Raw genomic sequence first — 22,472 nt, 5'->3', positions numbered from 1 at the left:
TACTCCTTCAATACATGAAAGTCAGTCGCCAGTTGACAACAAGGTGATCCGGACCAAGCCAGTCCGGGTAGTGCAACGGAGTGCCAACAGATATCTGGCTTGCATACCAGCGCCCGCCGGTAGTTAAACCCGCAGAAGCGCCCCACAGTGTGCCGGCAGCCTGCTGGTCGAGGTGGTCTTTCTCCAGCCAGCCGCCATCCAGTGCCACGGTGGCACTGATTTGGCCAATAACCGGGAGCGACCCCAGTGCGTAATTCAGTTCATTACGCCAGTAGCCCCCGTTATCGCCGGAGATATACTGTTCTTTGAAGCCGCGTACCGAGCTCTCGCCCCCCAGTGTCAGCCGCTCACTGGCGTACAGGCGGTCTGGCGACCATTGCCCGTAGAGGCTGGTGAGCCACCATAAACGGTCGTTCAGTGGGCGCTGATAACTGGCACTGACACTCCACTTGCGAAACTGTGCTTTCGGCAGGTCACCCCTTTTTCCGGCGTCACTTTCAGCATCAAACCAGGGCATACCCCGGCTGAAAACCGGGTTGAAAGTTGCCACCCCGCCGGCAATTTTTTGGGTATGGTTAATGCCCAGAGAGATACTGGTGAGTTTGCGCGAACTGGTACTGAGCAGGGCATGGTTAAGCCAGTTGCGGCCGGTGTAATGGGTTAAGCCTGCGGTAACTCCGGTTTTGATATCGCCATTGCGGAACACCACCCAGGAGCCATTCAGCCGGTGGTTTTGCGTGCTGCCTGTGGATACCCAGTCAAACCCGTTGTTGGTAAAAGTGGTGCGGTAATCGCTCCAGCTCCATGTGTAATCGAGCAGGCCATAACCCCAGGGAACACTGACACCCGTCTGTAAGCTTTGCGCATCATACCCGGTGGCAAAATCACTGCTGCGCCCGCCACTGACAAACCACCTGTCGGCAATACCCAGCAGGTTATTACCTGTGAGTACACCAGTGAGCTGTTTTTCACCGGTTGATTTTTGCCCGCTGTTATCCAGTGAAACACTGGCAGTGAGCGGAAACTCAGGCCTGGCCGTCAGGTTGACGACGGAATAGCCCGGGTTGTATCCGGTAAGATTTCAATCTGAACAGGGGATGTGCGCAGGCGGTTGATTTGCTCCATACCCTGCTCAATATCACGCAGGTTAAGCACCCGCCCCACCAGGCCGGGAAAGGCCATTTTCAGCATCAGGGGGGTTTTACCATCGAGATGTATGGCGCGCAGTTTCCCTTCCAGCACCACAATCCGCAGTGTGCCTGTTGCCAGATTTTGTGGTGTCAGGAACGCGCGGCTGGTGATGTATCCCCGGCTGATATACCAGTCTGATACCTGGTTGACAGCAGCGGTAATCCCCCTGATGTCCAGGCACTTACCTTGCCAGCCAGCCACCAGCTTTTGCTGCGCTGTGGGGGAAATCAGCGTGCTGCCCTGCAACACAATATGTTGAATAACAAAACACGGGCCTGCACCTGCTGGCCCGGCGAAGGAAGGTTGTTGCCCGGTAATGGAGATGCTTTTATCCAGCTCATCGCGCTGCTGCTGGCTTTGTTGCAGTAACTGTTGCTGGCGTTGCTGAATATTATTTCTGTCTGCCGGAGACAGCGGTGCAGCACCGGATGGAAAGGCTATAATGAAAAACAATGTGAGCAAAAAAACCTTGCGTAAAGCTGGCATCATCCCTGACCTGTCAATATCAGACTAAATAAATGGGAAGTAATAATAAGAATGCTAATGGACGCCACATCGGCAGCAGGAAGAATATATTTAGGAAAAAGTTTATTGCTTATTTAATTTCACGCATTAAGCATAACTTAAAACAAAAAAACGTATATTATTACCCCTTACTGCAAATTCCCACCAAAGCACAGATGAATATTCCTTTTACTTAGTAATGCATTGAAAATAAAGCAGTTAGCGACAGTAACAAATCGCTAACAAAATACAAAATTCCATTCAGGACACTGAATTACCAGTAGTGCCCCGAATGAATGCAATCTGTCACTCAAGAGTGATTGTTATTAGTCAAACTCGCCCAGTAAAGCCGGGCGTGTATCTTTCGGGGGTTCAGGCTTCAATCGTGCGGGATCTATCTGGCAAACTGCATGGTCTATAATACCGGCTAATGAGTTTTCTGGAATGTCTTGCCACTGCCCTATTGGACTTCTTTTAGCGATAACATCCCCTTCCCCCCAATACTGCGAGAAATAGATACGTTCAAACTGCGCTCTCTGATGAGTATCGCAGTTTACAACATTAATTACCGTTGAACTGGCAACATAGACAGGCTTCTCAGCGCTCATGTGCTGCGCAGGGATATAATGATTGATTAGATGGAATCGCCTTAAATGGTTATTTCCCTGATAAGCAGAGACACTACGCATATCCATATAAGTACCACCGCTCTTATCTTCCAGCATGGTTACCAACCCGGCCGGGCGAGGGCCAGGTTCAGGCTTTTTCGATAGTGTTTCATTGCCAATACTTTTACATCCGGATAACAAGATAAGTGCAATGCATAACATACAGGACTTCATTATTTATTTTCCTCAAGGTCTGGGCGCACAGGTAATATATCTTCTGCTGTAACACTCCCCTGAACCGAACAAAGAAGCCGTGTTTTACCCTGCCAGGTGTCGAGTAACACTAATTTTTCAACACTACCTTTTGCCGGAGCAATGCCACTTGCAGAACCCGTATTCACTTGCCACTGACTGTTTGACCCGGCCTGTTTTATCATAGGATTAGCGAAATACTCACCGTTCTCACCACTCTTTTGCCAGTGTACTTTTGGAAAGGCTGCCATGACTGCTTCAGGTGAATCGTCAAGAAGAACTCCCCAAAAGTAGTATTTTCCCATTTCATCCAGGTTACTCTTATCCTGCCAGTAACCAGAAACGGATAACACGCCGGATTTAATTGGCTGAGAGAACCACACTACCGGATTTCCCGGTTCGCTAATAAACCAGGCATGATGCGCATTATCTGTCTTCAACGGCGCGGTATGGTTAAGCGAAATACGCTGGTTATATAACTCGCTGAAAAAACGACTGTCACAGTGCAACAGGCTTCCGGGAAGCGTGTCTGCACATGCTGTACCCACCACTCCGATAGCAAATGCCAGTGCTATGCGATATTTCATGAAAACTCCTTAGTAGAAAAATACCATAAATAAGCCACCATTTTATTTTTGTACCCGGCCTTCCCGGTGAGCATGAGTGTGCGACTATTTACAAAAAACCGTATCGATCCTTTTCGAAAACAAGAAATAAGGGATCCAGACCAGAACCCCAACTGCTGCGCCTGTTAAGGCTCTCATACCATATGAATCGAATGGTGCCTGAAACCAAAGGATTGGGAGCACTGTTAAATAGAGTGCGCTAAGCAACCGTATGACATAATTAATGACCATGATTTTTCGGATACCGGACTTACGCCTGAAAAAGAACCATGAGGCACCGAGCGAGATAACATACCCTGCCAGCAGAAATGCAACTGCCCCCATTGCATAGTACGAAATAAACCCTGTTTTTCTGAAATAACTGACAACAGCATCTATATAGGTATAGAGATCAAACAAACCCAGCGTACAACCGGAAATGAGCCCCAGCGCGGGTAGATACAGCAGCCCATTAATTTTGCGTAACTCTCTTTGTTCACAGCTATCACATAGCCCGGATTCTTTATTTGACTCAAGCCCATTGCATTGAATGCATTTCATTATTCGCTATTCCTTTATGAAAACCAGAAACTCAATTACAAGCAGGTATGTATTGCACCGGTAACACATGAAACCTTGTGTACTTAACACGATGCAAATCAGCTTTATCGACTTCGTAAGCCATATGTACATACTGATACTAATAACTCTCCACAATAAGTTGATTAATAATATTTAAATTAAAATATCAGAATATAATAAAAATATTATGCAAATTTATGGTGAATATCATCCCAGCCAGACTTGTATTCCTCTTAAAGCAGATCTCTGCCGTACTGGCAGGCTCAGTTAAACCGTCATCTTGCTGTCATCGTTTTCACACATAACCCTGCCATGCTAACCCTTCCAGTGATCTGCGGAGGACTATGAGATGTTTTTTCCTGCAATCCCAGGCAAGTACTGTACCGACAAGTTTCCGGATACCGTGATGGATGACGAAGCGGAAGCACTGGCAATGAAAATACGGGAATTAAGGCTGACGCTCTGGAGTGAAGAATCCACTCAGCCCGTCGAAGACCTGCATGGTTTTTATGATGATTAGCCAGCCAGAACAGATTACTGCATACCGGTAATCACTTCCCGTTAATAACACCGGGCGAGGTTTTGCGAGGCGTTCGCCTGCGCTAACATCGCCCATTTTTTATTCTCCACCCCCATTACCTTTTTGTCTTTTTGCTGGCATTGTTCTGTTTCGCTCTCCTGGCAGGTTGCTTAATAAATTCAAATAAACGGCGACTTGCTCGCGCTTTAACCGAACGGTATATAAACCCTAAATTCTTCTTGACCGTATGGGGATGACTCCCTATAGTAGCGCCCCGTTGCTGCTCACGCAGTGGCGCAAAAATTTGGTGAGGTGTCCGAGAGGCTGAAGGAGCACGCCTGGAAAGTGTGTATACGGCAACGTATCGAGGGTTCGAATCCCTCCCTCACCGCCATATTTCATAGAAGAGCCTGTACTCACGTACAGGCTTTTTTATTACCCGAAACTCCCAGAGGGAGGGTGAGAACCCTCGTCAGGGTTCGACTGATACCGCAGGTATCAGGACAACCTGTGCAACAGGTTGCCCCGCAGGGGTGAGCGCAGCGAATCAATCCCTCACCATTCCCCTGCATACTTCACCCTGCAGGTGCGTTGGCTGTGCTCGTTCGCACCGGTCACTTACTCCAGTAAGCTCCCGGCAACTCCCTGCGCTGCCGCCTTCCTGCATGGCGAATTATTTTGGGGAATCCATCACTCAATGCGGCTTATAACCAGGCGTTTTATTGAAAGTGTTAAGGCCTGAACAATAATCCCACTCACCTGTTCGACTAATACCCTACCTACTCCCCACTGATTGATTTTCCCCGGCGCACCGGGTAGCGTCACACAATGATTTAACTATGCAGGGATAAACAGCATGAGCGAGTTAACCGCCATTATCGAACAGAACTATGAACAGGTGAAAGCAGGCAACTGGGTGGAGGTTTTATCTGGCTGGGAATGTTACCCGGTACTGGCACGGCGTTGTAGCCGGTACAGTAAACCCGGGTCGGGTTGGGGTTTTCTTCACCAGGCAGCCTGGTTTGGGCATGAACCGGCCTGCCGCCTGTTAATACGCCTGGGTGCACCATTAACCGCGCTCACTCATGATTCATCTACCCCGGCAGATATTGCCCACCAACAGGGCCACCAGGCACTGGCAGGTTTATTGCAGCACGCCGCTAAAGGCACGGATTCACTCTGGAAGGCACCAGGTGACCCGGATGTGTTACCAGCCAGCCCGTTATATAAAGAAGCAACGCAGATACAGGCCAGCACCGGGCTGTTGGTTGCTTATGGCGGTGGGCTGGTGCGTATTCCGGCAGGTGCTGCCTGCTTTACTGATTCTTTTGGCCGCATTCTGGTTGGCTGGCACGGTACGTTCAACCCGCCTTGTGGGATGGATGGGGAATCCATGCTAACTGACTCGCCATACCAGGCTTAATAAGTAGCGCATTGCACAGACAAAAAAGCCTGCATCCATTTGCAGGCTTTGGCTCTTTCAGTATGCCGTTATTCAGACCGGGACGTCATCAATACTCTGTACCCCCTGGGCCGTGCGCACCCAGCGTGGTGCCTTCATTTCTGCCGTGAAGTAGTTCACCAGGTCAAACAACAGCCGGGTAAGTTGCTGCTCTGTTTCTCCCATTACACCGTGCCTTGCCAGGGTCCGGGTGAGGGCCTGGCAGTAGCCACACAATTCAATGCAGCCCGGTTCAAAACGGGGTGTGTCAACAGGCAAGGTATCCGCCGTAAAGCTGTCTTTCAGGTGATCCGGGATAGGTTCAAGAAGCCCGGGTTCTAACACACGCAAACAAGTGTTTAGCCTGGCGCACAGTGCCATTTTTAACGCAGGATCATCACTTTCCAGCGCCGTTTCAACGAACTGTTCACAGTAGTCGGCCAGTATTGTGAAATCCGTAGCGGCACTGAAAGGCTGGGTAAGTAACGGGTGTGTCTGGGTAAGGGTTGTAGCCATAATGGAAACCTCTGATGAGTAAATGTATACCACCAGCAAAGGTTCCAGTCTCACGAGTGGTGAACTGAACGGGGTTGGCGTACCGGATTGGTCACAGTACCGGCTCACTTTACAGTGCCCCGCTCCACCATTGAAATGAAGCAGTGCACTCGAGATAAAGAACCCACTGGCGCGTCGTATGTCGCCTGTAACGATTTCAGGGTTCCAATCCCGGCACCTGATTTTGCAGGTGCCGGGGCAAGATACTGGGAATAGCTCTTTGCCGCAAGCCCTTTCCCCTGTACCACACCATTACACAACAAATCCTCTGCCCTGCTCGCAAAATACAGCAACAACCCATATAACACTCACCCGGCTTGCTACCAGGCTTCCGGTTCTGCCGGGTGGCTGTCATTCATTAAATGCGGGGATTTAACAAACACTCCTTTCCAGGGCACATCACCACGGTTAACCAGGTAATGCGCTTCGCCTGGTTCACACTGCAAAACATCCCCTTCCTGCAACACATGCAACACCCCTTCCAGGTAGAGGCACACTTCACCGCTTAGCGTATAAAAAACCTCACAGGCTTCTTTGTGCCGGTGGTTGCGAAATGACTGCCCGGGGTTCAGTACCACAACACCCATATCGCACTGTGGGCCACGAACCAGGTACTTGGGCCCGTTATCCCCAAAACGGTACTGGTGCTGTTGCTCGTTAGTTTTCAGCATGATGCGCCCTCTTATATTACAAACCAGGAGCTTTCCACATTGATGTGGTTAAGCCATGATCCACCAGCCCGCGCTGGTCCTGATAAACCGCCAGCCACTTCTCCCGTGCTTCGTGGTACACCGCATAATTGGCCGGGTCTGGTTGGTGTTCCCGGTCCCAGCGCACCAGTTTCTCACCGGTTTCAGCAAGGGATGGGTAAATGCCAGCGCCTACGCCTGCGGCAATGGCACAGCCCAGCGCCGTCGCCTCTTTTACTACCGGAACCCGTACCGTAAGGCCGGTGACATCCGCCAGAATTTGGCTCCAGAGTTTGCCCTTCGCGCCTCCGCCAGCAAATACCAGCGAATCTGCTTCCACACCGGAGAATTCAGCAATCTGTTTAAGGTTACAGGCCGAGACAATGGCTGCGTTTTCTTCCAGAGCACGGAACAACGTGGCTTTATTGCATTTTTCAGGGTCAATCGACAGGTTAATAAACGAAGGTGCAGCGTGGTACCAGGTTTTAAACCGCATCACGTCTGAAAAGATGGGCATTACGCCCCAGGCACCTGCAGGCACACGGCCCGCCATCTCTTCAAGCAGGGTATACGCATCAATCCCCAGCCGGTCCGCAATAAGCTTTTCTTCCGCGCAGAATGCATCACGGAACCAGCGCATAGTCAGCCCGGTAAAGAAACTGATGGATTCCGTCTGCACCATGCCGGGAATAACATGGGGATTAATACGCACATTCATATTCGGGTCAGTGACCGGCTCAGGCAAGTTAACTACCTGCTGCCAGAAAGTGCCACCCAGCACAGCAGTTTGTGCCGGGCGCACCACTCCGAGTCCAAGGCAACCCAGTTGCACATCCCCACCGCCCACCACCACTGGCGTACCGGCTTTCAGGCCACAGGCTGCTGCGCTGTCAGCCGTGACAACCCCCAGTAAACTGCCAGTTTCCTTGACTGGCGAAAGAATGTCAGAGCGCAACCCGGCCATTTCCAGCAGGCCGGGTTTCCAGTCACGGGTTACCAGGTCCAGCAAACCCGTGGTACCCGCGTTGGAAGGGTCCACCGCCAGTTCGCCACTGAGCATAAAGGCCAGCCAGTCGCTGATCATTGTTACGGTGGAAGCCTTGCGGTAGATATCCGGCCGGTGGTGCGCCAGCCACAACAAACGCGGCATGGCGCTCAGCGCCAGTGTTTGCCCGGAACAGCGGTAAACCTCGTTTTCAAATGTGTAGTCGTACAGTTCTTTCAGTTCACTAACTTCATGGGCGGCCCGGGCATCAACGTTCGCGCAGGCCCACACTGGCGTGGCATTGCTGTCATAAATCACAATACCTTCGCGCATAGAGCAGGCTGAAACTGCAACGACAGATTCCGCAGCAACATTACCGTTATGCAATGCCTGGCGAATGCAGTTACAGGTGAGTTGCCAGTTTTTATTGAGGTCAAATTCCATTGACCCCGGCACGTCGGGCACGGCCAGGTGTTGCCACTCAGCCTGGCCGACACTGATTTGATTGCCGTCAAAATCAAAAATAACGGCGCGGACACTTCCTGTACCGGCATCCAGCGCCATCAGGTAGTGTGGTGAAAGGTTAGGAGTACAGAGTCGGGCCATAAAAAGATCCTCGGCGTTATGTCGCTTCCTGCCGTTGACTGCTCCATGTATCAGGGTAAGTGTTCATTATTAAAATATTTATTTTTCAATCAGTTTCAGTATTTCTGCTGCAGTATTCTGGTCCGTGACCAGTGCGTTGATATAACCGCCTTTCATGGCGGCAAGAACGGCTTCGGCTTTCTCTATTCCCCCCGCCACACCAATCACCAGGGGGATCGTGGTTAATGCATCCAGGCTGAGCCCAATTAATTCCTTGTGAATACGCATGTCTGGCACAATTTGCCCATGCGCATCAAAGAAATACCCAAGAATGTCGCCCACCGCGCCTTTGCGGCCAATCATCAGTTGTTCGCCTTCGGTGATATAGCCCGAATGGAGAATGGTGGCATCCGTCCGCTGGCTGATGGAGCCAATACCGACAACGGCCACATCGGCAGCCTGCGCTGCCAGCAACACATCACGCACGCTGTTTTCATTTCTCAGTGTTCTGGCGATATCCGCTGACGATGCCCGCAAGGGTGCAGGAATAATATTCACGCTACAGGCGGCATCCAGCTGGCCTATTCCGGTCATATAAGGGCCAACACCGCCAGACAGCGTCACCAGGCGGATTTGTTGTGAAGAGATAAAACCACTCAGGCGTTTCAGTGTGCTCATGGTGGTTTTGCCGAACCCCACCGCCAGCAACTGCTGCGCACTGAGCGACTCCATTAACATATGCGCGGCACCAATCCCCAGCCGGGCGCAAATATCGGCATCGGGTAGCGCCGGGAGCACCCGCACCTGGCGCAGGCCAAAGTGCTGTTTCAGTGTGTCTTCATATTGCAGGCACCCTTCAAAGCGCGAATTAATCTGCACCCGAATGATGCCCGACTGGTGCCCTTTCTCCAGTAAACGGGAAACTTTAAGGCGGGTCAGCCCCAGGCGTTCGCTGATTTCACTTTGGGTTAAGCTGTCGTGATAATAGAACCAGGCGATCCGTGCCACCAGCTCCTCTTCACTCATTTCATTACCAGGAATAAAGGTTGTTTCACTCATTGTGGTTTCTTCGCTTCACTGTGAACATTTTTAAATTTTAAACACAATTGTTCTCATTGCGACAACTAATATCTGTGACATATACCACATACCTCACTTTCTTGATGAACAAATAAAAAATAAAAATACAAATATTGCAGAAACGTGATCCGTACTGAGGTTTTATCCCCGCCCCGCAACTATGTTTATGAACAATTATTTTTCTAAAACACATTTGTTCAATTCTACTGAGTTGAGATCCGGACGGAGGCGTAATGCAAACCAGTCACCTGACAGCCCCACCACTCTTGCAGGTAAGCCAGTTATGCAAGCAATTTTCCGGTGTCGATGTGCTTAAAAAGATAGATTTCACCCTGCAACAGGGTGAAGTACACGCGTTACTCGGTGGCAATGGTGCGGGAAAATCCACCCTGATGAAAATCATTGCCGGGGTCACACCGCAGGATTCAGGCACCATTGCTATTGATGGCACAGTATGCAGCCGGTTAACCCCGGTTAAAGCACACCAGTTGGGGATTTACCTTGTTCCTCAGGAGCCGTTGCTGTTCCCCAGCCTGACAGTAAAAGAAAACATTCTGTTTGGGCTGAAAGGTTCTCAGGCCACCACTGCAAAAATGACTCTGTTACTGAATGAACTCGGTTGTAAATTCGATACTGCCAGCCCGGCTGGCATGCTGGATGTCGCCGACCGGCAAATGGTGGAAATCATGCGCGGGCTAATGCGTGATTCCCGCATTCTTATTCTTGATGAACCCACGGCTTCATTAACCCCTGCTGAAACTGAACGCCTGTTCTCCCGGGTGCGGGAGCTGCAACGCAAAGGTGTGGGTACAGTATTTATCTCCCACAAGCTCCCCGAAATCCGCCAGATTGCCGATGTCGTGAGCGTGATGCGCGATGGCAAAATTGCCCTGAATGGCAAAACACAGGAACTCTCCACTGACGCCATTATTCAGGCCATCACACCTGCGGCCCGTAATGAAGCGCTGTCGCCCACGCAGAAACTGTGGCTCAGCGTTCCTGGCTCCCGCCCGGATGTTGAAAAAGGCACCACCGTGCTGGCAATTGAGCAACTGAGCGGTGAGGGTTTCAGGGATATTGCGCTGGAGGTTCGCGCAGGCGAAATTCTGGGGCTTGCCGGCCTTGTTGGTGCCGGGCGTACTGAGCTTGCGGAAACACTGTACGGGTTGCGTCCGGTATCCGCCGGGCTGATTCGCCTTAACGGGCTGGATATCACTCACCTGAATACCCGACAGCGGCTGGCGCACGGCCTGGTGTATTTGCCTGAAGACCGGCAATCCTCCGGTCTGTATCTGGATGCTTCGCTGGTGTGGAATGTCTGTTCCCTCACCCACAACCAGCAGGGGTTCTGGTCTCATTCGCAACGTGATAACGCCACGCTGGAACGCTACCGGCGGGCACTGGACATTAAATTCAGCGATACCGAACAACCAGTACGGACCTTGTCCGGCGGTAACCAACAAAAAATCCTGATTGCGAAGTGCCTGGAAGCCTCGCCGCAAATTCTGATTGTGGATGAACCCACCCGCGGTGTCGATGTGGGCGCCCGCAACGATATTTATCAGTTGATCCGCAGCATTGCCGACCAGAATGTCGCCATCCTGTTTATCTCTTCCGACCTGGAGGAAATCAGCATGATGGCCGACCGGGTTTATGTCATGCACCAGGGGGAAATCAACCCCTCGCCGTTGAGCGGTGCAGACATCAGTGTCGACACTATTATGCGCCTCGCCTTTGGCGAAGGGAGCGCCGCAGTCCAGCCTCGATCTGACTCTTTAGCCAGCACACAGGGGAAACATGTATGTTGAAATTTATCCAGCAGAACCGGGAAGTGACCGCGTTTATCGCCATTCTGTGTTTGTTTGCTCTGCCCGGTGCGCTCGACAGCCATTACTTTGGTATTGGCACCGTCACCATGGTATTCAGCAGCGCACAAATTCTGATGCTGCTGGCGATGGGGGCAGCGCTGGTGATGCTGACGCGCAATATTGATGTTTCCGTGGGTTCCATCACCGGAATGTGCGCAGTATTACTGGGGCTGATGCTTAACGCCGGTTACAGTCTGCCTGCCGCCATTGCCGCCACTTTGTTGCTGGGGCTGTGCGCGGGCCTGGTCAATGGCATTCTGGTTGCCTGGCTGAAAATTCCGGCGATAGTCGCCACACTGGGAACCCTCGGGCTGTATCGCGGCATTATGCTGCTCTGGACGGGCGGTAAATGGATTGAAGGCCTGCCACCGGAATTAAAAAACCTCTCCGAACCGGTGATTCCGGGCCTTTCCCCGATTGGTATTGTGATTATTTTCCTCGCGCTGGGCTTCGCGTGGATCCTGGCAAAAACACAAACTGGCCGCAACTTTTACGCCACGGGAGATAACCTTCAGGGGGCCCGCCAGTTGGGCGTGCGTACAGAATCTGTGCGTCTGGCCGCCTTCGCGTTTAATGGCATGATGGCTGCACTTGCCGGGATTGTCTTCGCCTCGCAAATTGGCTTTATCCCCAACCAGGCTGGTACCGGGCTGGAAATGAAAGCTATTGCTGCCTGTGTGCTGGGTGGTGTCAGCCTGCTGGGTGGTTCCGGGAGCATTATTGGCGCGGTTCTCGGCGCTTATTTTCTCACCCAAATAGACAGCGTACTGGTGCTGCTGCGTATCCCCGCTTGGTGGAATGATTTTATTGCCGGGCTGGTGTTGCTGGGCGTACTGGTCTTTGATGGCCGGTTACGTATGGCGCTTGCCCGTAATATTCGCAAACAGAAATATGCACGTTTCTCCCCAAAGCCTCCGGTCAGCAAAAACGCGATAAGCCCGCCTGAAATAACCGCTCATGACAAAAAACGGAGGGTAGCCTGATGAATAACCTCAAACATTATGGCTGGGAGCTGGCACTGGCAGCGCTGCTGGTAATTGAAATTCTCGGGTTTGGCGCAGCCAATTCGCAAATGCTTAATATCAATGTCCTGTTGTTCAGCACCAGCGATTTTATCTGCATTGGCCTTGTTGCCCTGCCGCTTACTATGGTGATTATCAGTGGCGGTATTGATATTTCATTTGGCTCCACCATTGGGTTATGCGCCATTACGTTCGGGATGCTGTTTCATGCAGGCGTTCCACTACCGCTGGCGATTGCGCTCACCGTGCTGGCGGGCACTGTATGTGGGCTTATTAACGCAGCGCTGATTATCTACACCGGAATTAACCCACTGGTGATAACACTCGGCACAATGTATTTGTTTGGCGGCAGCGCACTGTTGCTTTCCGGGCTGGCTGGTGCCACTGGCTATGAAGGCATTGGCGGTTTCCCGGACAGTTTCACCAACTTCGCTAACCTGTCCGTACTGGGGCTGCCGGTTCCTCTGCTGTTCTTTTTATTCAGTGTACTGCTCTGTTGGGCCTGGCTGCATAACACCCACCAGGGGCGTAACGTGTTTTTGACCGGCCAGAACGCCCGCGCCGCCCAGTACAGTGCCACACCGGTTAACCGCACTCTGTTCTTGCTTTACGCCATGACCGGGTTTGCCGCGTCCATCGCAGCCATTTTACAGGTTTCCTATTTCGGTTCCGCCCGCTCTGATCTGGGCAGCGCCTTCCTAATGCCCGCGATTACTGCGGCGGTACTGGGTGGCGCCAATATTTACGGTGGATCCGGCTCTATCCTGGGCACGGCGCTGGCGACTTTGCTGGTGGGCTTCCTGCAGCAGGGTTTACAAATGGCGGGGGTACCCAACCAAATTTCCAGCGCCCTGTCTGGCGCGCTGCTCATTATTGTCGTCGTCGGGCGTTCCGTGAGCCTCCATCGCGGGCAGATTCGCGACTGGCTGCGGCGTACACAGGCAGCCTGGCAGCACTGACGATTACCACTTTTTACGGCCAATGCAACGCACTATTCGGAGAGAAGAAACAATGACTATGCAAAGCATCAAAAAAATCGCCTGGCTGGGGGCTGTCGGCCTGGCAACATTGAGCCTGTCTGTGCAGGCTGCTGAGCGCATCGCATTTATTCCCAAGCTGGTTGGTGTAGGGTTTTTCACCAGTGGCGGGAATGGTGCCAAAGAAGCCGGGAAAGAACTCGGTGTGGATGTCACTTACGATGGGCCAACAGAACCCAGCGTGTCTGGCCAGGTGCAGTTAATTAATAACTTCGTTAACCAGGGGTACAACGCCATTATCATTTCGGCCGTCTCACCTGATGGCCTGTGCCCTGCCCTGAAACGCGCCATGCAGCGAGGCGTTAAAGTGCTCACCTGGGATTCTGATACCCGCCCTGAGTGCCGTTCTTATTATATCGACCAGGGGACGCCTACTCAGTTGGGCGGCATGTTGGTGGATATGGCAGCACAGCAAGTGAAGAAAGAAAAAGCCAAAGTGGCCTTCTTTTACTCCAGCCCAACGGTAACTGACCAGAACCAGTGGGTGAATGAAGCGAAGAAAAAAATTGCCAGTGAGCACCCCGGCTGGCAAATCGTCACCACCCAGTTTGGCTATAACGATGCCACTAAATCACTGCAAACTGCCGAAGGGATTATCAAGGCGTGGCCAGACCTGGATGCAATTATCGCCCCGGATGCCAATGCGCTTCCCGCAGCGGCTCAGGCAGCAGAAAACCTCAAACGCAACAATATCGCTATTGTCGGCTTCAGCACCCCTAATGTTATGCGCCCCTATGTTAAGCGCGGCACCGTTAAGGCCTTTGGTCTGTGGGATGTCGTCAACCAGGGGAAAATTGCCGTTTACGTTGCTGATACTCTGCTGAAAAAAGGCGCACTGAACACCGGCGACAAGCTGAATATTCCCGGTGTCGGCCAGGTGGAGGTCTCGCCAAATAGTGTGCAGGGCTACAGCTACGAAGCAAAAGGCAACGGCATTGTCCTGCTGCCCGAACGAGTGGTGTTTACCAAAGACAATATCGATAAATACGATTTTTAACTTCCCGGCACGCCTGTGGCGTGGTTTTACCGATTTATTATCCGATGGAGTGAACAAATGGCTGACTTAGACGACATCAAAGATGGCAAGAATTTTCACACCGACCAGGCGCAGCGTAACACAGTATTTTCCCTGAAAGGCTGTGGCGCGCTGGACTGGGGCATGCAATCGCGCCTGTCGCGGATTTTTAACCCGAAAACGGGCAAAACTGTGATGCTGGCTTTTGATCATGGCTACTTTCAGGGGCCGACAACCGGGCTTGAGCGTATTGATATTTCGATTGCCCCGCTGTTTGAACATGCGGATGTGCTGATGTGCACCCGTGGTGTGTTACGCAGCGTTGTCCCGCCGGCAACCAACAAGCCTGTTGTACTGAGGGCTTCCGGGGGCAACTCGATTTTGACCGAACTCAGCAATGAAGCAGTCGCCGTCGCTATGGACGATGCCGTGCGCCTGAACAGCTGCGCGGTTGCCGCTCAGGTCTACATTGGCAGTGAGCACGAGCACCAGTCCATCAAAAACATTATCCAGTTAGTGGATGCCGGTTTGCGGGTGGGCATGCCCACCATGGCAGTCACGGGTGTGGGCAAAGATATGGCGCGTGATCAGCGCTATTTCTCGCTCGCCACCCGTATTGCGGCGGAAATGGGTGCGCAGGTTATCAAAACCTACTATGTGGAACAGGGATTTGAACGCATTGCCGCAGGCTGTCCGGTTCCCATTGTGATTGCAGGCGGGAAAAAGCTACCAGAGCGTGATGCACTGGATATGTGTTACCGCGCTATTGATCAGGGTGCCAGTGGTGTGGATATGGGGCGTAATATTTTCCAGTCTGATGCCCCGGTCGCCATGATCAAAGCCGTGCATGCCATTGTGCATAACGGTTTCACAGTCCAGCAGGCCTATGAACTTTTCCTGAGTGAAAAAGGCTGAAAAACCGGTGATAAGGGTCAGCACAGTCTCCTGGCTGGCCCCGTCCTGAAGGAGGAAGAATATGCATGTCACACTGGTTGAAATTAATGTGCATGAAGACAAAGTCGAACAGTTTCTGGAGGTGTTCCGGCTGAATCACCTGGGTTCGGTACAGGAGCCAGGCAACCTGCGCTTTGATGTTCTGCAGGACCCGCAAGTACCCACACGATTTTATATCTATGAAGCCTACGCCAGTGAACAGGCTGTGGCCTTTCATAAAACCACCCCACATTACCTGGCCTGCGTGGCAGCCCTTGAACCACTAATGACCGGCCCACGCAAAAAGACGACTTTTATTGGCATTCTGCCCTGAGGAGCCCGCAATGAACGCACACTTTGCCGGGCTGAGCAGAGCCGCCTGCGTCCAGTTGCTGCGGCGTTACCCGCTGAGTACCGGTATTCTGGCCGGGCAGTGGCTACACCTCAATGACCATTTGCAGGTACTCCGGCAACGGGAACAACCATTACTCCATGTTGACATCATGGATGGGCAGTTTTGCCCGCAATTCACTGTCGGCCCCTGGGCGGTGGAGCAGTTGCCACAAGAGTGGCTGAAAGATGCGCACCTGATGGTGAATAACCCTTTCCCCGTTGCACAGGCTTGCGTGGCAGCAGGCGCACACTGCATTACGCTACAAGCCGAATCCCCCGGTAATGTGCATGCGGTATTGCACTGGCTGGGCGAGCAAACGGTACCAGTGGATGGCGGGGAAATGCCGGTGATTCGCGGTATCAGCCTGAGCCCGGGCACACCACTGGAAACACTGGTTCCACTGCTGGACCAGGTTGAAGTGATTCAGCTCCTCGCGGTTAACCCAGGTTATGGCAGCAAACTCGCCGTTCCGGTGCTGAAACAGCGTCTGGCTGACTTGCTACGGTTGTTGGGTAATGCGCGGGAGCATAAGCTCATTGCGGTAGATGGCGCACTGCTTTTGCAGGATGTCGCTGGTCTGCGTGCCAGTGGTATCGATCGTGTGGTGTCAGGCAGTGCCTTGTTCAGGGGAAATATGCTGGATAAAAACCTGACTGACTGGCTTGCTGTATTAACCCCTGGCTGACAACTTTGTGCCTGCCGTTATGGCAGGCCTTACTCCCGTTTACGGCTTAACCTGTTAGTCCTTATACCCTGATAACCTCACGGCTGTTCGCGCATATCATTTCACGCCACACTCAGTGTTCGAACATAAAGGAGACTGACTATGCGTGTATTCCTTACCGGTGCCACAGGGTTTATTGGTTCCCGGATTGTTACTGAACTGCTGGCTGCAGGCCATCAGGTGACGGGCCTTGCCCGTTCAGACAATGGCGAGCAGGCTTTGCGTGCCAGGGGGGCGGACGTGGTGCGGGGAAATTTAGAAGACCCGGCCAGCCTGCTACCCGGTGTTGCCCAGGCTGATGCGGTGATTCACACCGCGTTCGACCATGATTTCACCCATTTTGCCGCCAATTGTGAGAAAGACCGGCGGGTAATTGAAGCGCTGGGAAGTGCACTCAGGGGCACCCGTCGCCCGCTGATAATTACTTCTGGCGTGGGTCTGGGTGATGCAGGAAACGGGCAGCCCGCTACCGAAACAGTGCAGAATTTCAGCCACCCAAACCCACGCATTATTTCAGAACAAACCGGCAACCAGTTACTGGAACAGGGTATTGATGTGCGGGTCATGCGCCTTCCTCAGGTGCATGACACCCACAAGCAAGGACTGCTAACGCCGTGGATACAGTTAGCGCTGGAAAAAGGCACAGTGGCATATACCGGCGATGGTTCAAACCGCTTTTCTGCCTGCCATGTGACAGATGTTGCGCGGTTATACCGCCTGGTGCTGGAACAAGGGGAAGCGGGTAAACGCTACCATGCGGTGGCCGAAGAAGGTGTGGCGATGCATGCGCTGGCAGCAGCCATTGCCGCCCGTCTGGCACTCCCCCTTACCTCACTGGCACCGGAACAGGCAGAAGCCCATTTTGGCTGGTTCGCAATGTTTGTTGGTATGAACCTGACTGCAAGCGCCACCTGGACACAACAACAATTAGGCTGGTTACCTGCAGGCCCGGGGCTACTGACAGATTTACAACACCTGAACTTACCGGCGCTTAATGGCGAAGCGCGCTAAAACGCAGACCATATTCGCAACCGAAGAAACACAAAGTATAAAAAACCTCTCCCGGCAGGGAGAGGTTTTACCAGGCTGATGACCGGGTGTTATTCCGGGTTAGTCATAAGCCTGCAGTGTGCGTTGGCACAACTCAGAACGCACACAGTCATCTTTACCAAACCGCACAACGCCAATCATGTCGTCGTTAGCAAAGCGCGCCAGCGCATCACTTAACCCGGAAGCCACACCACGGGGTAAATCGCACTGGGTGACATCCCCGTTAACGATAACCGTGACATTTTCCCCCAGGCGGGTCAGGAACATTTTCATCTGCGCTGCTGTAACATTCTGCGCTTCATCAAGAATGACGAACGCATTTTCAAACGTCCGCCCGCGCATATAGGCGAAGGGCGCAATCTCCACCTTACCAATCTCTGGCCGCAAACAATACTGCATGAATGAGGCCCCCAGACGCCGGACGAGAACATCGTAAACCGGCCTGAAATAGGGTGCGAACTTCTCTGATATATCCCCTGGCAAGAAGCCGAGGTCTTCATCGGCCTGCAATACCGGGCGGGTGACAATTATCCTGTCCACTTCTTTGTGAACCAGGGCCTCTGCAGCTTTAGCGGCACTAATCCAGGTTTTTCCGCAACCAGCTTCACCGGTGGCAAAAATCAGCTGTTTGTTGTCAATAGCATGCAGGTACTGCGCCTGAGCGTCGTTACGCGCAGCAATTGGCGAACTGTCCCGGCTGTCCCGCGCCATGCCAATTGCTTCAACACCACTCATTTGCACAAGCGAGGTGACCGATTCTTCTTCACGTTGCTTATGGCTGCGTGAATCCCGTCTGAGCACACGTTTGGCTTCGCGACGAGCTTTGATCACTGCTTTTTGTCTTCCCATGGATGGCACCTTCTGTTGGTTTCAATTCCCGTATCTGGCGCACAGACACGATTTTAACTAACGTTGAGGTTTGTTGTTGGCTTCCTTGTAAGCCATAGATTGCCTGAGGAGCAGGTACTGCCGTGCGATATGTTGTACAAGGCAGACCAGTGGAAACAGGTTCAGAGTTGAAAATCAGGGAGTATTCAGGGGTGACGGCTTTTACCGGGTCGGATGCCCCGGGCCTGTGAAGAAGGCTGTGTTTTCTACAACTTAGTCCATAACAGGACGCTACAACCATTCGCGATCTCCGGCGTAAAAACGCACTTCGTTGAGTTACGCTATGTTTTAAGTACACCAAAAACTATTACAAATGCAACATTTATTTTACGTTTTACTTACTGCAGCACATCCATTCACTGTGAATGTTATTGCACAGAAATATTACCGTTTTATAACAGTAAAAAACTCATAGTAAATTCTGATGACCGAATGGCAAAACTAGCTGGAGAAGTAGCAAGGTATTCATTACCGGGATAAAAACCAGGCTACACTCTTGCGTTCAGGCACAAGAGCATAACCTGGCGGGCTTAAATCAGGCTTCCAGAAGTGGCTGTGCCAGGTAGTGCTGTGCATCAACCACACCCGGCAGGGCAAAAAAGTAACCACCGCCAATCGGGCGAATATACTCTTCCAGCGGCTCACCATTCAGGCGTTTTTGTACCCCGATAAAACCTTTTTCCAGGTCATGCTGGTAGCAGACAAACAGCAGGCCCATATCCAGTTGCCCGGAACCGGTGATCCCCTGGGAATAGCTGTACCCACGACGCATCATCAGGCTGTCCTGCGTTTGCGCTGTGCGCGGGTTGGCAAGGCGCATATGCGCATCCAGCGGGATAATTTTACCCTCCGGGTCGCTGGCGTAATCTGGCACATCATGCTCATGCTTCATCCCCAACGGCGCACCGGTGATTTTATCGCGGCCAAAGATGTTCTCCTGTTCACGCAGCGGCGTTCTGTCCCAGAACTCGACATGGAACTGAATGATGCGCACGGCCTGGTAGCTGCCGCCATGAGTCCAGGCCGGTTCCTGCTGGCCGGGTGTCACCCAAATCACTTCATTCATCAGCGGCTGGTTCTTGCTGTCCGGGTTGCCAGTGCCATCTTTAAAGCCCAGTAAGTTAACTGGCGTCACCTTCCCTTTGCTCAGTGCGGCATGCTCGCCAATAAAACCGTCGCGCCGCCAGCGGACACTTAACAAATCAGGCGTGTGCTTGATAATGTCACGCACGGCATGCACCACGGTATCTACTGAGTTGGCGCAAATCTGCAGCAGCAGATCGCCATGGCATAAAGACGCATCCAGGGAATCATTGGGGAAACGGGTCATGACCTGCAGCTTTTTAGGCTTCTGTGCCGCCAGGCCAAAGCGTTCATCAAACAATGCACTGCCAACTGAAACAGTAATGGTCAGGTTATCCGGCCAGATATGCGCCCCTAAAATACCGGAATCCAGTGGCGGCATTTGCGGGTTTGGCGTGGCGGGTGCTAAACCACCATGGGTCAGAAAAGCAATCCGTTTGGTCAGCAGCTTAAACAGGCGCACCAGGTCATCTTTGTTGACTGCCAGCACGTCGAAAGCCACCAGCATGATGGAAGACTGTTGTGGAGTCAGAATTCCGGCCTGGTGTTCACCATAAAAATCCACCGACTGTTTGCGGGCATCTTCGTCATCAGCCGTTTTTTCCGCTCGTTGTGCTGCCGGTGCCGCATGAGCCACAGGGCAACCGCCCATCGCCAGCGCGCCGCCCAGCATCCCCAGCCCTTTCAGTAAGCGCCGACGCCCGGGTTCGGCGCCAGCGGCTAAATGTTTATCAGCCATGATTAATCCAGCCCAAGTACGCCACGCAGCAGTGCAAGGTCTTCCGCCAGTGCGGTAATCGGGCCTTTCAGTGCCCTGCGGTCGGCATCGGTCAGTTTTTCATAACTTTCAAAGCCATCTTTGGTACGGTATTTCGCCAGAATGGTATCCACTCGTTTAAAGTTATCATCCACTTTTGCCAGCAGTTCCGGGTTTGCTTTGCTCAATTGTGGACGCAACAGGTCGACAATTTTCTGGGAACCATCGACGTTGGCCTGGAAATCCCACAAGTCGGTGCGGCTGTAACGGTCTTCTTCACCACTGATTTTGCTGGAGGCCACTTCTTCAATCAGGTCTGCCGCACCACCGACAACCTTGCCTGGCGGGAATGCCAGTTCAGAAATGCGGGTTTGCAGATCCAGTACGTCTTTATACAACTGGTCTGCGTACGGGGTCATACCTTTGGTGGAATGGTCGCCAAACAGCGCTTTTTCCAGGCGGTGGAACCCACTGAATTTCGGGTCTTCAGCCTTTTTCTCATAGTCATCTTCACGGGCGTCAATGCGACCATCCAGGTCAGAGAACAATTCAGCAATCGGCTCAATGCGCTCATAGTGCTGGCGGGTTGGCGCATACAGTGCCCGTGCTTTCTCTATATCACCGGCCTTCACCGCATCGGTAAAGGCCTTAGTGCCAGTAACCAGCGCCGCAGTTTCAGACGTCACCCAGGCTTTGTATTGAGTGATAGCGTTGCCCAACGCCAGGATATTATCTTTCGCGACTGGCTGTGCCGCGCCGTTTCCCCGTACCGTCAGCTTCCCTTTCGGGTTGGTCAGCAAGCCACAGGTCATTTCATATTCACCGGGTTGCAGGTTGGCCGTCATTTTCTGGCTAAAGCCCGGGGCAATGTTTTCCCGCTCTTCTACCACCATCACTCCCTTCAGGATTTCCCATTCCAGTGCTTTCTGGCTGTGGTTCTGAATAAGGAATTGCGTTTTACCCGCATCTACCGTAATGCTCATTGGCTCACATTGTTTATCGTTCACGGTAACTTTCACCTGAGGAATATCCGCCGCCAGGGAAGTTGCGGAATAAAACAGCGTGGCCAAAGAAAGTGTCAGAGTGCTGTGTCGAAAACGTTTCATCAAACCCGTCCCTATCAAAGTCAGTGTGCAAAAAAGTAAGATTAACGCGTGCTCCGGGCAGGTTGAGCTGCCGGGCGTGCAGGGAGAAAATAGAAAAACAGTGCTGGTAATAAATAGAGGAAGTACACCACCACCTCACTCACACTGGGTGTTTCCTGGTAACCGAGCATACCTTCCAGCAAGGTGCCAAACAGTGAGTGCGTGGAGAGCACGCCGCTCATATCAAATGCGACATTCTGGAAGTAGTTCCAGATGCCCGCTTCATGGAAGGCACGAATGGCCCCAGCAGCCAGCCCTGCAGCGACCAGTAAAATAAACAGGCTGGTCCACTTAAAGAACGCGGCGAGGTTCAGGCGAACACCGCCCCAGTAAATCATAAAACCAAGGATCACCGCGGTAGCCAGGCCGAGCATGGCACCTAACGGCGGCCATATACCCAGGTCCTGCTGAAACGCGGCTAACAGGAAAAACACCGATTCCAGTCCTTCGCGCGCCACAGCGAAAAACACCATCAGTATGAGTGCCCAGCCCTGCCCATTTTGTTTTTTCAGCGCCACTTCAACCGCCTGCTCAAGCTGGACTTTGACGTTACGGGCAACTTTGCGCATCCAGAACACCATCCAGGTGAGGATGACCACTGCAATCACCGCAACAATCGCTTCAAACAGCTCTTGTTGCTTTTGTGGAAATTCACCAGTGGTTTCGTTAATAACAATACCCAGCCCCAGGCACAACCCGGCCGCCAGGATAACACCTGCCCACATGGCGCCCAGCAAATTTCCACGTTGGGTACGTTTCAGATAACTGGCGATCAGACTCACAATCAAGGCGGCTTCCAGCCCTTCGCGCAGCATGATCAAAAAAGGGACAAACATGAATCACTCCCGGTGTGAAGAAACGAATCTTTGCAGTAAAGAAAAGTAAATAGCATTGATAGTGATTATCATTAGTCTTAACCAAAAAACAAGTGTGAATGTTAATAAAACCTGGCCGGAGGC

The 22,472-nt window shown here is 52.3% G+C and carries 21 protein-coding genes, 1 tRNA gene and 1 pseudogene; 11 read left to right on the top strand and 12 right to left on the bottom strand.

Features of this window, described 5'->3' with window-relative positions; genetic code table 11:
- Positions 1–7 precede the first annotated feature (7 nt).
- From MPHASIOC01_RS03820 to MPHASIOC01_RS03805, 4 genes and pseudogenes are all read right to left on the bottom strand, one after another.
- Positions 8–1,680: pseudogene (locus tag MPHASIOC01_RS03820) on the bottom strand (ShlB/FhaC/HecB family hemolysin secretion/activation protein).
- 341 nt (positions 1,681–2,021) lie between these two features.
- Positions 2,022–2,537 carry a surface-adhesin E family protein gene (locus MPHASIOC01_RS03815; RefSeq protein WP_353613992.1) on the bottom strand — a complete coding sequence of 172 codons (516 nt, stop codon included), beginning with the start codon at positions 2,535–2,537 and terminating at the stop codon, positions 2,022–2,024.
- Positions 2,537–3,142, bottom strand: a complete 606-nt coding sequence (locus MPHASIOC01_RS03810) for a hypothetical protein (RefSeq protein WP_353613991.1) — start codon at positions 3,140–3,142, stop codon at positions 2,537–2,539. Before MPHASIOC01_RS03810 ends, MPHASIOC01_RS03815 begins: the two co-directional genes overlap by 1 nt.
- A gap of 84 nt (positions 3,143–3,226) precedes the next feature.
- Positions 3,227–3,721 carry a DUF2569 domain-containing protein gene (locus tag MPHASIOC01_RS03805; RefSeq protein ID WP_353613990.1) on the bottom strand — a complete coding sequence of 165 codons (495 nt, stop codon included), beginning with the start codon at positions 3,719–3,721 and terminating at the stop codon, positions 3,227–3,229.
- Positions 3,722–4,091: 370 nt separating this feature from the next.
- Between MPHASIOC01_RS03805 and MPHASIOC01_RS03800 the strand changes: the two genes are divergently transcribed.
- The 3 genes from MPHASIOC01_RS03800 to MPHASIOC01_RS03790 all read left to right on the top strand — a co-directional run bounded on the left by MPHASIOC01_RS03800 (position 4,092) and on the right by MPHASIOC01_RS03790 (position 5,685).
- Complete coding sequence (locus tag MPHASIOC01_RS03800) at positions 4,092–4,262, top strand: hypothetical protein (protein WP_156519100.1); 171 nt, start codon at positions 4,092–4,094, stop codon at positions 4,260–4,262.
- A gap of 306 nt (positions 4,263–4,568) precedes the next feature.
- Positions 4,569–4,656 (top strand) — tRNA-Ser (locus MPHASIOC01_RS03795).
- Positions 4,657–5,118: 462 nt separating this feature from the next.
- A complete protein-coding gene (locus MPHASIOC01_RS03790; protein ID WP_353613989.1) occupies positions 5,119–5,685 on the top strand; it encodes an ankyrin repeat domain-containing protein in 567 nt (188 codons plus the stop codon).
- Positions 5,686–5,757: 72 nt separating this feature from the next.
- On the opposite strand, the gene MPHASIOC01_RS03785 is transcribed toward MPHASIOC01_RS03790, so the two are convergent.
- From MPHASIOC01_RS03785 to lsrR, 4 genes are all read right to left on the bottom strand, one after another.
- A complete protein-coding gene (locus MPHASIOC01_RS03785; protein ID WP_353613988.1) occupies positions 5,758–6,219 on the bottom strand; it encodes a hypothetical protein in 462 nt (153 codons plus the stop codon).
- A gap of 359 nt (positions 6,220–6,578) precedes the next feature.
- The gene (locus MPHASIOC01_RS03780) at positions 6,579–6,929 is read right to left on the bottom strand and encodes a cupin domain-containing protein (RefSeq protein ID WP_064600244.1); all 351 of its coding nucleotides are present in this window, start codon (positions 6,927–6,929) and stop codon (positions 6,579–6,581) included.
- Between the two features lie 16 nt (positions 6,930–6,945).
- Complete coding sequence (gene lsrK, locus MPHASIOC01_RS03775; protein ID WP_064600241.1) at positions 6,946–8,538, bottom strand: autoinducer-2 kinase; 1,593 nt, start codon at positions 8,536–8,538, stop codon at positions 6,946–6,948.
- A gap of 78 nt (positions 8,539–8,616) precedes the next feature.
- Positions 8,617–9,576 (bottom strand): transcriptional regulator LsrR, encoded by a 960-nt coding sequence (gene lsrR / locus MPHASIOC01_RS03770; RefSeq protein WP_353613987.1) that lies wholly within the window; start codon positions 9,574–9,576, stop codon positions 8,617–8,619.
- Positions 9,577–9,830: 254 nt separating this feature from the next.
- Between lsrR and lsrA the strand changes: the two genes are divergently transcribed.
- From lsrA to MPHASIOC01_RS03730, 8 genes are all read left to right on the top strand, one after another.
- Positions 9,831–11,405 (top strand): autoinducer 2 ABC transporter ATP-binding protein LsrA, encoded by a 1,575-nt coding sequence (gene lsrA, locus MPHASIOC01_RS03765; RefSeq protein WP_353613986.1) that lies wholly within the window; start codon positions 9,831–9,833, stop codon positions 11,403–11,405.
- Entirely contained in the window at positions 11,399–12,448 is a 1,050-nt protein-coding gene (gene lsrC / locus MPHASIOC01_RS03760) for an autoinducer 2 ABC transporter permease LsrC (RefSeq protein WP_353613985.1), read from the top strand. Before lsrA ends, lsrC begins: the two co-directional genes overlap by 7 nt.
- On the top strand, positions 12,448–13,446 hold the full coding sequence (gene lsrD / locus MPHASIOC01_RS03755) for an autoinducer 2 ABC transporter permease LsrD (protein WP_353613984.1): 999 nt from the start codon (positions 12,448–12,450) through the stop codon (positions 13,444–13,446). The genes lsrC and lsrD overlap by 1 nt, the downstream gene beginning before the upstream one ends.
- Positions 13,447–13,498: 52 nt before the next feature.
- Complete coding sequence (lsrB, locus tag MPHASIOC01_RS03750; protein WP_353613983.1) at positions 13,499–14,521, top strand: autoinducer 2 ABC transporter substrate-binding protein LsrB; 1,023 nt, start codon at positions 13,499–13,501, stop codon at positions 14,519–14,521.
- A 57-nt stretch (positions 14,522–14,578) separates the two neighbouring features.
- Positions 14,579–15,454 (top strand): 3-hydroxy-5-phosphonooxypentane-2,4-dione thiolase, encoded by an 876-nt coding sequence (gene lsrF / locus MPHASIOC01_RS03745; RefSeq protein ID WP_064600225.1) that lies wholly within the window; start codon positions 14,579–14,581, stop codon positions 15,452–15,454.
- 61 nt (positions 15,455–15,515) lie between these two features.
- The gene (gene lsrG / locus MPHASIOC01_RS03740; protein WP_064600222.1) at positions 15,516–15,806 is read left to right on the top strand and encodes a (4S)-4-hydroxy-5-phosphonooxypentane-2,3-dione isomerase; all 291 of its coding nucleotides are present in this window, start codon (positions 15,516–15,518) and stop codon (positions 15,804–15,806) included.
- A gap of 10 nt (positions 15,807–15,816) precedes the next feature.
- Positions 15,817–16,551 (top strand): epimerase, encoded by a 735-nt coding sequence (locus MPHASIOC01_RS03735; protein WP_064600219.1) that lies wholly within the window; start codon positions 15,817–15,819, stop codon positions 16,549–16,551.
- Between the two features lie 141 nt (positions 16,552–16,692).
- The gene (locus tag MPHASIOC01_RS03730; protein ID WP_353613982.1) at positions 16,693–17,601 is read left to right on the top strand and encodes an SDR family oxidoreductase; all 909 of its coding nucleotides are present in this window, start codon (positions 16,693–16,695) and stop codon (positions 17,599–17,601) included.
- Between the two features lie 99 nt (positions 17,602–17,700).
- Here the strand turns inward: MPHASIOC01_RS03730 and phoH are convergent, their stop codons facing one another.
- The 4 genes from phoH to efeU all read right to left on the bottom strand — a co-directional run bounded on the left by phoH (position 17,701) and on the right by efeU (position 22,349).
- The gene (gene phoH / locus MPHASIOC01_RS03725; protein ID WP_064600213.1) at positions 17,701–18,489 is read right to left on the bottom strand and encodes a phosphate starvation-inducible protein PhoH; all 789 of its coding nucleotides are present in this window, start codon (positions 18,487–18,489) and stop codon (positions 17,701–17,703) included.
- Positions 18,490–19,063: 574 nt separating this feature from the next.
- Positions 19,064–20,350: an iron uptake transporter deferrochelatase/peroxidase subunit gene (gene efeB / locus MPHASIOC01_RS03720; RefSeq protein WP_064600209.1), complete on the bottom strand. Its 1,287-nt coding sequence runs from the start codon at positions 20,348–20,350 to the stop codon at positions 19,064–19,066.
- A gap of 2 nt (positions 20,351–20,352) precedes the next feature.
- Positions 20,353–21,474, bottom strand: a complete 1,122-nt coding sequence (gene efeO, locus MPHASIOC01_RS03715; protein WP_064600207.1) for an iron uptake system protein EfeO — start codon at positions 21,472–21,474, stop codon at positions 20,353–20,355.
- Positions 21,475–21,515: 41 nt separating this feature from the next.
- Complete coding sequence (gene efeU, locus MPHASIOC01_RS03710) at positions 21,516–22,349, bottom strand: iron uptake transporter permease EfeU (protein WP_353613981.1); 834 nt, start codon at positions 22,347–22,349, stop codon at positions 21,516–21,518.
- Between the last annotated feature and the right edge of the window lie 123 nt (positions 22,350–22,472).

It is taken from the genome of Mangrovibacter phragmitis (assembly GCF_040429585.1).
In the GTDB taxonomy this organism is placed as follows: Bacteria; Pseudomonadota; Gammaproteobacteria; order Enterobacterales; family Enterobacteriaceae; genus Mangrovibacter; species Mangrovibacter phragmitis.
This window is presented reverse-complemented; position numbering and strand designations above follow the sequence as displayed.

What these genes read in the sequence shown, in the direction of transcription:
- MPHASIOC01_RS03815 (WP_353613992.1), bottom strand. Translation starts at nt 2,537, where the DNA reads ATGAAGTCCTGTATGTTATGCATTGCACTTATCTTGTTATCCGGATGT.
- MPHASIOC01_RS03810 (WP_353613991.1), bottom strand. Translation starts at nt 3,142, where the DNA reads ATGAAATATCGCATAGCACTGGCATTTGCTATCGGAGTGGTGGGTACA.
- MPHASIOC01_RS03805 (WP_353613990.1), bottom strand. Translation starts at nt 3,721, where the DNA reads ATGAAATGCATTCAATGCAATGGGCTTGAGTCAAATAAAGAATCCGGG.
- MPHASIOC01_RS03800 (WP_156519100.1), top strand. Translation starts at nt 4,092, where the DNA reads ATGTTTTTTCCTGCAATCCCAGGCAAGTACTGTACCGACAAGTTTCCG.
- MPHASIOC01_RS03790 (WP_353613989.1), top strand. Translation starts at nt 5,119, where the DNA reads ATGAGCGAGTTAACCGCCATTATCGAACAGAACTATGAACAGGTGAAA.
- MPHASIOC01_RS03785 (WP_353613988.1), bottom strand. Translation starts at nt 6,219, where the DNA reads ATGGCTACAACCCTTACCCAGACACACCCGTTACTTACCCAGCCTTTC.
- MPHASIOC01_RS03780 (WP_064600244.1), bottom strand. Translation starts at nt 6,929, where the DNA reads ATGCTGAAAACTAACGAGCAACAGCACCAGTACCGTTTTGGGGATAAC.
- lsrK (WP_064600241.1), bottom strand. Translation starts at nt 8,538, where the DNA reads ATGGCCCGACTCTGTACTCCTAACCTTTCACCACACTACCTGATGGCG.
- lsrR (WP_353613987.1), bottom strand. Translation starts at nt 9,576, where the DNA reads ATGAGTGAAACAACCTTTATTCCTGGTAATGAAATGAGTGAAGAGGAG.
- lsrA (WP_353613986.1), top strand. Translation starts at nt 9,831, where the DNA reads ATGCAAACCAGTCACCTGACAGCCCCACCACTCTTGCAGGTAAGCCAG.
- lsrC (WP_353613985.1), top strand. Translation starts at nt 11,399, where the DNA reads ATGTTGAAATTTATCCAGCAGAACCGGGAAGTGACCGCGTTTATCGCC.
- lsrD (WP_353613984.1), top strand. Translation starts at nt 12,448, where the DNA reads ATGAATAACCTCAAACATTATGGCTGGGAGCTGGCACTGGCAGCGCTG.
- lsrB (WP_353613983.1), top strand. Translation starts at nt 13,499, where the DNA reads ATGACTATGCAAAGCATCAAAAAAATCGCCTGGCTGGGGGCTGTCGGC.
- lsrF (WP_064600225.1), top strand. Translation starts at nt 14,579, where the DNA reads ATGGCTGACTTAGACGACATCAAAGATGGCAAGAATTTTCACACCGAC.
- lsrG (WP_064600222.1), top strand. Translation starts at nt 15,516, where the DNA reads ATGCATGTCACACTGGTTGAAATTAATGTGCATGAAGACAAAGTCGAA.
- MPHASIOC01_RS03735 (WP_064600219.1), top strand. Translation starts at nt 15,817, where the DNA reads ATGAACGCACACTTTGCCGGGCTGAGCAGAGCCGCCTGCGTCCAGTTG.
- MPHASIOC01_RS03730 (WP_353613982.1), top strand. Translation starts at nt 16,693, where the DNA reads ATGCGTGTATTCCTTACCGGTGCCACAGGGTTTATTGGTTCCCGGATT.
- phoH (WP_064600213.1), bottom strand. Translation starts at nt 18,489, where the DNA reads ATGGGAAGACAAAAAGCAGTGATCAAAGCTCGTCGCGAAGCCAAACGT.
- efeB (WP_064600209.1), bottom strand. Translation starts at nt 20,350, where the DNA reads ATGGCTGATAAACATTTAGCCGCTGGCGCCGAACCCGGGCGTCGGCGC.
- efeO (WP_064600207.1), bottom strand. Translation starts at nt 21,474, where the DNA reads ATGAAACGTTTTCGACACAGCACTCTGACACTTTCTTTGGCCACGCTG.
- efeU (WP_353613981.1), bottom strand. Translation starts at nt 22,349, where the DNA reads ATGTTTGTCCCTTTTTTGATCATGCTGCGCGAAGGGCTGGAAGCCGCC.